Origin of the sequence: Mycobacterium sp. E136 (assembly GCF_001666865.1) — a bacterium.
GTDB lineage: Bacteria > Actinomycetota > Actinomycetes > Mycobacteriales > Mycobacteriaceae > Mycobacterium.
Genome location: NZ_LZJE01000281.1, coordinates 1 through 567, shown reverse-complemented (window position 1 = coordinate 567; position 567 = coordinate 1). Strand labels below are relative to the sequence as shown.

Genomic DNA, 567 nt, shown 5'->3' with positions numbered 1-567 from the left:
CGGGTTCCCGGATTGGCGGCCGAGTGGGGCGAAAGGCGGCCGTTTGTCGGCACACTGACGATGCAGTTGCCGACCGACGCCGACGAGGAGATTGCATCATGGATCGCCGCGGGAAAACCACCCATCTATTTCGGCTTCGGCAGCATCCCCGTCGACTTGGTCGAGTCTGCCGCCGACACGCTCGCCATGATCACCGCCGCCTGCTCGCAGTTGGGCGAGCGGGCGCTGATTTGCGCCGCTGGAATGGATGATTCCCGAGTCGCGCATCCGGATGACGTCAAGGTGGTCGGCGCGACAAGTTACGCGGCCGCCTTCCCCGCGTGCCGCGCAGTCGTCCACCACGGTGGCGCGGGCACGACGGCGTTGGCTCTGCGCGCCGGAATCCCACAGCTGATCCTGTCCACGGACCTCGATCAGACTCTCTGGGGAGTTCGGATCAAGCGACTGAAAGTCGGTACCAAGCGGCGCTTTTCGACTACGACCTCGGATTCGCTCCTAGCGGATCTGCGCACCATCCTCGGTCCACAGTACGTTTCTCGTGCCCGCGAGATGGCGGCCCGGATGACC

1 protein-coding gene is annotated in these 567 nt (G+C 65.1%); it reads left to right on the top strand.

Annotation, left to right across the window (positions count from 1 at the left end; genetic code table 11):
* A partial coding sequence (locus A5698_RS18425) for a glycosyltransferase (RefSeq protein WP_353651825.1) occupies window positions 1-567 on the top strand: 567 nt, incomplete at both ends.